The following is a 7,028-nucleotide window of genomic DNA, read 5'->3' on the forward strand; positions in this document are numbered from 1 at the left end:
CAGATGCCGAGGAAAGGCCGGCCCTTGACGATCGCGACATCTTCGACGGCTTCCCACATGCCTTCGACGGCCTGCAGGCCGGCCGCGCAATCGGCATAGGCGCCGACGCCGGGCAGGACGATGCGATCGGCCGTGCGCACCCGCTCGGCATCGGCCGTCAGGTCGATCTGCGCCGCGATGCCGGCTTCGCGCGCGGCGCGCTCGAAAGCCTTGGTGGCCGAGCGCAGATTGCCCGAGCCGTAGTCGATGATCGCAACCCGCATCTCAGCTTCTTCCCGGAATCATGTCAGTTTCTTCCCGGTATGTGGGTCAGCCCCAGCGCAATGCCCGGCTGCGCTGGCCGCGCGAGGGCAGCATCGGGGACCATGCGCGGCGCCGGCACAACCTCATCGGCAAGCGCTTCCGCCTCCAGTGCATAGCGTGTGTCGGCATCGTCGAGCCAACCGGCTTCGACCGCGCCCCACTCGTGCCAACCACGCCGGCGAAGTGCCGCGATGCGCAGGCCTTGCCCTTCCAGGCCGACATAGAGCGAAACCAACAACGACAGCAGCGACCCGGCCACACCAAGGCCGAGCTTCTGGCCCAGCATCGAAAGCAGGCCCATGACGACGAAGGCAAGTGCTGCTTCGATCCACAGCCGATGCCAGGCGAACCATAGCGGCGGCACCAGGAGGCCCAGCCAGGTGAAGCCATCGCGGACAAAGGCCGTCGCATCAGCCTTTTCGCTGCGGCCTGGCGGTTCCATCACGACGTAGGTGGCCATGGCCTTATCCCTTCAACGATCCCTTGGTGGAGGGAACCGCATCCGGCTGGCGCGGATCGCGTTCGAGAGCAGCGCGCAGCGCGCGCGCCACCGCCTTGAAGCAGGTCTCGGCGATGTGATGGTTGTTGGCGCCATAGTGGTTGGTGACATGCAGCGTAATGCCGGCATTCTGCGCCAGCGCCTGGAAGAACTCGCGCACCAGTTCGGTGTCGAAGGTGCCGATCTTCGGCGACGAGAAGGAAACGTTCCAGACCAGGAAGGGACGGCCGGACACATCGATCGCGGCGCGCGTCAGCGTCTCGTCCATGGCAAGGTCGATCGAGGCATAGCGCATGATGCCGCGCCGCTCGCCGAGCGCCTTGGTCAAGGCCTGGCCGAGCGCGATGCCGGTGTCCTCGACCGTGTGGTGATCGTCGATATGCAGGTCGCCCTTGGCCCTGACCGTCATGTCGATCAGGGAATGGCGCGACAGCTGGTCCAGCATATGATCGAAGAAGCCGACGCCCGTAGCGATATCCGACTTGCCGGACCCGTCGACATGGACCGACACGGAGATGTCGGTTTCCTTGGTCTTACGGCTCGCTTCGGCGGAACGGGGCGGCATCACTCTATCCTTGTCCAGAGGTTCACATCGTGACCGGCTCAGAGGCTTCAAGCGCTCGCAGGCTTGAAAACGAAAGCCTTCTAGCAGCATGATCCGGCGATTGCCAGTTGCCTCCGGCATCGGTATCGGCCTTGCCAGAGAGCGATTTGCAATCACCGGCCCCATGCATACATATGGCCGATCAAAGTTACTCGTACCGCGCCAATCGCCTTATCGGGATGGCGCTGCTCGGAGCCCAAGAAATGTCCAATGAACTGACCATGCACGCCACGACCATCGTGACGGTGCGCAAGGGCAACAAGGTGGTGATCGCCGGCGACGGCCAGGTCAGCCTTGGCCAGACCATCATGAAGGGCAACGCCAAGAAGGTGCGCCGCATCGGCAAGGGCGGCAATGTGATTGCCGGTTTCGCCGGCGCCACCGCCGACGCCTTCACGCTTTTGGAGCGGCTCGAGGCCAAGCTCGAACAATATCCCGACCAGCTGACGCGCGCCTGCGTCGAGCTCGCCAAGGACTGGCGCACCGACCGCTATCTGCGCCGGCTGGAAGCGATGATGCTGGTGGCAGACAAGTCAGTCTCGCTGGCGCTGACCGGCACCGGCGACGTGCTCGAACCCGAATTCGGCGTCATGGCCATCGGTTCGGGCGGCAATTACGCGCTGGCCGCGGCCCGCGCGCTGATGGACAGCGACAAGGATGCCGAGGAGATCGCCCGCAAGGCGATGCAGATCGCATCCGACATCTGCGTCTACACCAACAACAATTTCGTCGTCGAAACGCTCGATGCCGCCTGAAGAGGTGGTGACCTATGATTTTCGGCCGGTGACGGAGAAAGACCTGCCGATGATCGCCGGCTGGCTTGCCCAGCCGCATGTTGCAGAGTGGTGGGACGATCCGGAGACGGAAATCGCCGGGATTAGCGATCATATCGACTCGATTTCCGTCGAGCCGCTGATCGTCGAGCTCGACGGCAAGCCGATCGCCTATCTGCAGAGCTACGACCCGCATCTGGAAGACGACCACCCCTACGCCGACCAGCCGTTCGGCACGCTCGGCATCGACGTGTCGATCGGCGTGCCGGAGCTGGTCGGGCGTGGCCATGGCTCGGCGATCGTGCGCCAATTCGTCGAACAGCTTTTCGAGGAAGGTGTTCCGCGCGTCATCATCGACCCGGATCCCGCCAATGTCAGGGCGATCCGCGCCTACGAAAAGGCCGGCTTTGTTGCCTTTGACACCAGAACATCGGAGTACGGGCCAGCCCTGATGATGGCGCGCGACGCGACGCAGGAGCCCAATTGATCAGCGCCGAAACCCTCGACAAGGCAGTCGCGAAAGGTTTGATCTCGCAGACCTTGCGCGATCAGTTGGAGGCCATGGAACGCGCGGTCGCTCTCGCCCCCGAGGCCAGGCGCGCCGATGATGAGAGTGACGAGGGTGACGAGGAAAACCTGCGGCTGGTCGGCGGCGGCAACGATCTGTTCGTCACCGTGGGAACCGTTCTGCTCAGCGCCGGCTTCTTCTTTGTCCTCACCACCTTGCTTCCAGGCCAGACATTCTGGATCGCCGGCATCTTCGCGGTTTTCGCCTGGGGGCTCGCCGAAATCGTCACGCGTCAGCACCGGATGAAGCTATCGTCGTCCGTGCTTGCCCTGATTTTCATGGCCGCCATTCTGGCCGCTCTGGCGCTGCAAGTGGAGGCCAGCTTCGGCATACGCAAGCCGGAAACCATCTGGCAGCTATTGGCGTTGCGCCAGACGGCGTCCCGGGCCGGATATCTGTTCCTGGGCGGAGGAATAATCGCGGCGGCGATCTATTTCTGGCGCTTTCGCGTCCCCATCATTGCCGGGACTATCGCCATCGCCTTCACACTGCTTGCCTTCCTGCAAACGGCGATAATCCTGTATGACAGTGTGACAACCGGCGCGATTGCGCCGCCGCGCCTCGAGGACGTTCCCGAATTGCTTCGCGCGGCCCTTTACATGCCGCTGATCTGCGGCCTGATCGTGTTCGCAACGGGTGTCGCTTTTGACATTTACGACAGGGATCGACGCAAGATCTGGTCCGATTGCGCTTTCTGGCTGCATGTCGTCTCGGCGCCGATGCTGGTGCATCCGCTCTTTATCATGGCAACCGGCCAAAACGTCGTATTCGGACATATCGCGCCGGATGCCAATGCAACCATCATGCTGACGATTCTGATCCTTGGCTTCCTCTATGTCGCGCTGGCCATAGACCGCCGTTCGCTTCTGGTTCCTACATTGGCTTACTTCGGCTCGCTGGGCATCTATTATCTGGTGAATTCCGCCTCCGATTCGACGGGCATCCCGCCTTTTGCCTTGATCCTGGTCGTTGTTGGCGCGCTGATTATTCTGTTCGGGGCCGGCTGGCAGCGTATCCGGCGGATTGTGGTCAACCTCACCTTGCCGGCGGCCGTGATCCGCCGGCTGCCGCCGCTGAAGGCGTGACAGGGCTTTGTGATGGTCGAGACGGCGACGCGAAACGAGGGGGAATGAATCGATGACGACACCGGCCACGGAAAACAGCTATTCGGCCTACGAAGACAGCTGGCGGATGGGGCTTCTGCTGGTGCTTGCCCTGGTCATCTTCCAGGCCGGGGCGCTCTACGGCATGGGGCGGACGCCGATCTGCACCTGCGGCTACGTCAAGCTCTGGCATGGCGTGGTGAACAGTTCGGAGAATTCCCAGCACATTTCGGACTGGTACACCTTCTCACACATCATCCACGGCTTCCTGTTCTATGCGCTGGCGCGGTTCCTGTTCCCGCGTTCGCCGATCGGCCTGAGGCTGGCGTTCGCCGTCTTCATCGAGGGCGGCTGGGAGCTGCTGGAAAACAGCCCGTTCATCATCGACCGCTACCGCGCCGGCACCATTTCGCTCGATTACTATGGCGACAGCATCATCAATTCGGTGTCGGACACACTGGCCATGGTGCTGGGATTTGTGATGGCGCGAAGGCTACCTATATGGGTGATCGTCAGCCTCGCCATCATCTTCGAACTCGGCACCGGCTACCTCATCCGGGACAATCTGACACTCAACGTGATCATGCTGCTGCATCCGTTCGAGGCCATCAAGCAGTGGCAAAGTGGAATTTAGTGATATGAGCACATTTTCTCCCCGCGAAATCGTTTCGGAACTCGACCGCTTCATCATCGGCCAGAAGGACGCCAAGCGCGCCGTGGCCATTGCCTTGCGCAACCGCTGGCGCCGCCAGCAGCTGGAAGGCCAGATGCGCGAAGAGGTGATGCCCAAGAACATCCTGATGATCGGGCCGACCGGCGTCGGCAAGACGGAAATCTCGCGCCGCCTGGCGCGGCTGGCCGGTGCGCCCTTCGTCAAGGTCGAGGCGACCAAGTTCACCGAAGTCGGCTATGTCGGCCGCGATGTCGAGCAGATCATCCGCGACCTGGTCGAGATCGCCATCGGCCTGGTGCGCGAGAAGATGCGTGAGGACGTCAAGGCGCGCGCCCACGTCAACGCCGAGGAACGTGTGCTGGAAGCACTGGTCGGCAAGACGGCGAGCCCGGCCACCCGCGACAGTTTCCGCAAGAAGCTGCGCGACGGCGAGCTCGACGACAAGGAAATCGAGGTCGAGGTTGCCGACACCGGCAGCGGCGGCATGCCCGGATTTGAAATCCCCGGCATGCCGGGCGCCAATATCGGCGTGCTGAACATCAACGACATGCTGTCGAAGGCGATGGGCGGCAAGAAAACCAAGATGCGCAAGACGACGGTGAAGGAGTCCTACGACCTGCTGGTCAATGACGAGTCCGACAAGCTGCTCGATCAGGACGAGGTGGTGCGCCGGGCGCTCGATGCCGCGGAAAACGACGGCATCGTCTTCCTCGACGAGATCGACAAGATCGCGGCGAGATCGGACATTTCCGGCGGGCCCTCGCGCGAAGGCGTGCAGCGCGACCTGCTGCCGCTGGTCGAAGGCACCACGGTGGCGACCAAATACGGACCGTTGAAGACGGATCACATCCTGTTCATCGCCTCCGGCGCCTTCCACGTCTCGAAGCCGTCCGACCTGTTGCCGGAATTGCAGGGCCGCCTGCCGATCCGCGTCGAACTGCGGGCGCTGGAGAAGGACGATTTCGTGCGCATCCTGACCGAGACCGAGGCCAGCCTGATCAAGCAGTATATCGCGCTGATGAAGACCGAGGGCGTCGAGTTGACCTTCACCGACGACGCCATCGATTCGCTCGCCGGCATCGCCGTCGATCTCAACGCCAGCGTCGAGAACATAGGCGCCAGGCGCCTGCAGACGGTGATGGAGCGGGTGCTGGACGAAATCTCCTACGATGCGCCCGACCGCAACGGAACGAGCGTCACTATCGACGCCGCCTATGTCGAAAAGCATGTCGGCGATCTGTCCAGGAATACCGACCTGTCGCGGTTCATCCTTTAAACGACGGCGCCGAAACGTTCCGGCGCCGGTCCAGGCAACATTTTCCGGCAAGCAAAATCATGTGTGGCCAGATGGTACCATCTGGCCACCTTTCGTCCTGCCGGGTGAAGGGGCGCTCTCGACTCGACCAAGAGCTTTACCTAGTTTGCGCGGCAATTCTCGATCTCTAGGTTGACGCAATTCCGGAAAACCGTTTCACACTTTTCCTGGAATTGCTTGGGCGGCGGGTGCATGAAAAAACTGATCCTGGTCATTCTCGGCTTGACGCTGGCGGCGACGCTGTTCGCCGCCGAGGCAGCGACATTGGTGCCGCCGGGAAATCGCAATGCCGTGCAGCCCGACATTCCCGGCGCCTCCAGCCGGCGCACGCAGGCGACCAACACCAGCTTCCAGGCGAAGTACCGCAAGGTCTATGCCCTGCTGCAGAACGACGCCGATCTGCGCGCCAAGATCAGGAAGGCGGCGGCCGCCTACGGCATCGATCCCCTGCACATTGTCGGCGCCATCGTCGGCGAGCACACCTACAATGTCGATGCTTATGACCGGCTGCAGACCTACTATGTCAAGGCGATCTCCTATCTCTCCAGCAAGCTGTCCTTCGCCTATGACGGCGAGGACATCACCGACTTCGTGCAGCGGCCGGAATTCAAGAAATGCGCGGGGATGTCCGACAGCTACGATCTGTGGGAATGCCGCGAACAGGTGTGGAACCGTTCGTTTCGCGGCAAGTCGGTCGGCGGGACCAGCTTTCCCGACGACCGCTTCGGCGCCACCTTCTTCCAGCCTTATTATGCCGGCCAGACCTTCGGCCTCGGCCAGCTCAATCCGCTGACCGCCCTGCAGATGAGCGATCTGGTGCACAAGGTTTCGGGCCTGCCCAAGCTCGACGTCGGCGATCCCAATTCGGTCTACAAGACCATCATGGATCCCGACCTGACGCTGCCCTACGTCGCCGCGACGATCAGGAAATCGATCGATGCCTATAAAAGCATTGCCGGCTTCGACATTTCGGGCAATCCCGGGCTGACCGCCACGCTCTACAATGTCGGCAATCCGGAGCAGCGCGCTTATGCGTTGAAGGCGGAGAACGACAGGCGCCGCGCCGCCGGTGAGCCCGAAAAGCTGCCGGAAGAGAATTATTATGGTTGGCTGGTGAACGACAAACTGCCGGAGCTGAAGGCGCTGTTTTAGGGCTGGGGTTCAGAGCCTTTACCTGCCCCTTGTAGGGC

General features: G+C 62.1%; 8 protein-coding genes and 1 pseudogene. 6 read left to right on the forward strand and 3 right to left on the reverse strand.

All coding sequences use genetic code 11. The features are described from left to right. The 3 genes and pseudogenes from EN994_RS12280 to hisB form a co-directional block, all read right to left on the reverse strand. A pseudogene (locus EN994_RS12280) lies at positions 1-263 on the reverse strand (imidazole glycerol phosphate synthase subunit HisH); the annotation flags it as partial. Positions 264-286: 23 nt separating this feature from the next. Beyond that, positions 287-763, reverse strand: coding sequence for a DUF2628 domain-containing protein (locus EN994_RS12285; RefSeq protein WP_063169778.1), 477 nt, complete (start codon positions 761-763; stop codon positions 287-289). 4 nt (positions 764-767) lie between these two features. Beyond that, positions 768-1,367 (reverse strand): imidazoleglycerol-phosphate dehydratase HisB, encoded by a 600-nt coding sequence (hisB, locus tag EN994_RS12290; protein WP_063169777.1) that lies wholly within the window; start codon positions 1,365-1,367, stop codon positions 768-770. Positions 1,368-1,609: 242 nt separating this feature from the next. On the opposite strand from hisB, the gene hslV reads away from it, so the two are divergent. From hslV to EN994_RS12320, 6 genes are all read left to right on the forward strand, one after another. Next, the gene (gene hslV, locus EN994_RS12295) at positions 1,610-2,161 is read left to right on the forward strand and encodes an ATP-dependent protease subunit HslV (RefSeq protein WP_013528351.1); all 552 of its coding nucleotides are present in this window, start codon (positions 1,610-1,612) and stop codon (positions 2,159-2,161) included. Then, positions 2,151-2,666: a GNAT family N-acetyltransferase gene (locus EN994_RS12300; protein ID WP_024502003.1), complete on the forward strand. Its 516-nt coding sequence runs from the start codon at positions 2,151-2,153 to the stop codon at positions 2,664-2,666. The genes hslV and EN994_RS12300 overlap by 11 nt, the downstream gene beginning before the upstream one ends. Further along, positions 2,663-3,832, forward strand: coding sequence for a hypothetical protein (locus EN994_RS12305; protein WP_063169776.1), 1,170 nt, complete (start codon positions 2,663-2,665; stop codon positions 3,830-3,832). The genes EN994_RS12300 and EN994_RS12305 overlap by 4 nt, the downstream gene beginning before the upstream one ends. 106 nt (positions 3,833-3,938) lie before the next feature. After that, positions 3,939-4,484, forward strand: a complete 546-nt coding sequence (locus EN994_RS12310) for a DUF2585 domain-containing protein (protein ID WP_224618702.1) — start codon at positions 3,939-3,941, stop codon at positions 4,482-4,484. Between the two features lie 4 nt (positions 4,485-4,488). Continuing rightward, positions 4,489-5,799, forward strand: coding sequence for an ATP-dependent protease ATPase subunit HslU (hslU, locus tag EN994_RS12315; RefSeq protein WP_013528355.1), 1,311 nt, complete (start codon positions 4,489-4,491; stop codon positions 5,797-5,799). Positions 5,800-6,030: 231 nt separating this feature from the next. Continuing rightward, a complete protein-coding gene (locus EN994_RS12320; protein ID WP_063170435.1) occupies positions 6,031-6,990 on the forward strand; it encodes a DUF1402 family protein in 960 nt (319 codons plus the stop codon). The last annotated feature ends 38 nt before the right edge of the window (positions 6,991-7,028 follow it).

Origin of the sequence: Mesorhizobium sp. M7A.F.Ca.CA.002.09.1.1 (assembly GCF_003998555.1) — a bacterium.
Taxonomy (GTDB): Bacteria; Pseudomonadota; Alphaproteobacteria; order Rhizobiales; family Rhizobiaceae; genus Mesorhizobium; species Mesorhizobium ciceri.

Coding starts and splice junctions, on each gene's coding strand:
- EN994_RS12285 (WP_063169778.1), bottom strand. CDS start 763: ATGGCCACCTACGTCGTGATGGAACCGCCAGGCCGCAGCGAAAAGGCT.
- hisB (WP_063169777.1), bottom strand. CDS start 1,367: ATGCCGCCCCGTTCCGCCGAAGCGAGCCGTAAGACCAAGGAAACCGAC.
- hslV (WP_013528351.1), top strand. CDS start 1,610: ATGTCCAATGAACTGACCATGCACGCCACGACCATCGTGACGGTGCGC.
- EN994_RS12300 (WP_024502003.1), top strand. CDS start 2,151: ATGCCGCCTGAAGAGGTGGTGACCTATGATTTTCGGCCGGTGACGGAG.
- EN994_RS12310 (WP_224618702.1), top strand. CDS start 3,939: ATGGGGCTTCTGCTGGTGCTTGCCCTGGTCATCTTCCAGGCCGGGGCG.
- hslU (WP_013528355.1), top strand. CDS start 4,489: ATGAGCACATTTTCTCCCCGCGAAATCGTTTCGGAACTCGACCGCTTC.
- EN994_RS12320 (WP_063170435.1), top strand. CDS start 6,031: ATGAAAAAACTGATCCTGGTCATTCTCGGCTTGACGCTGGCGGCGACG.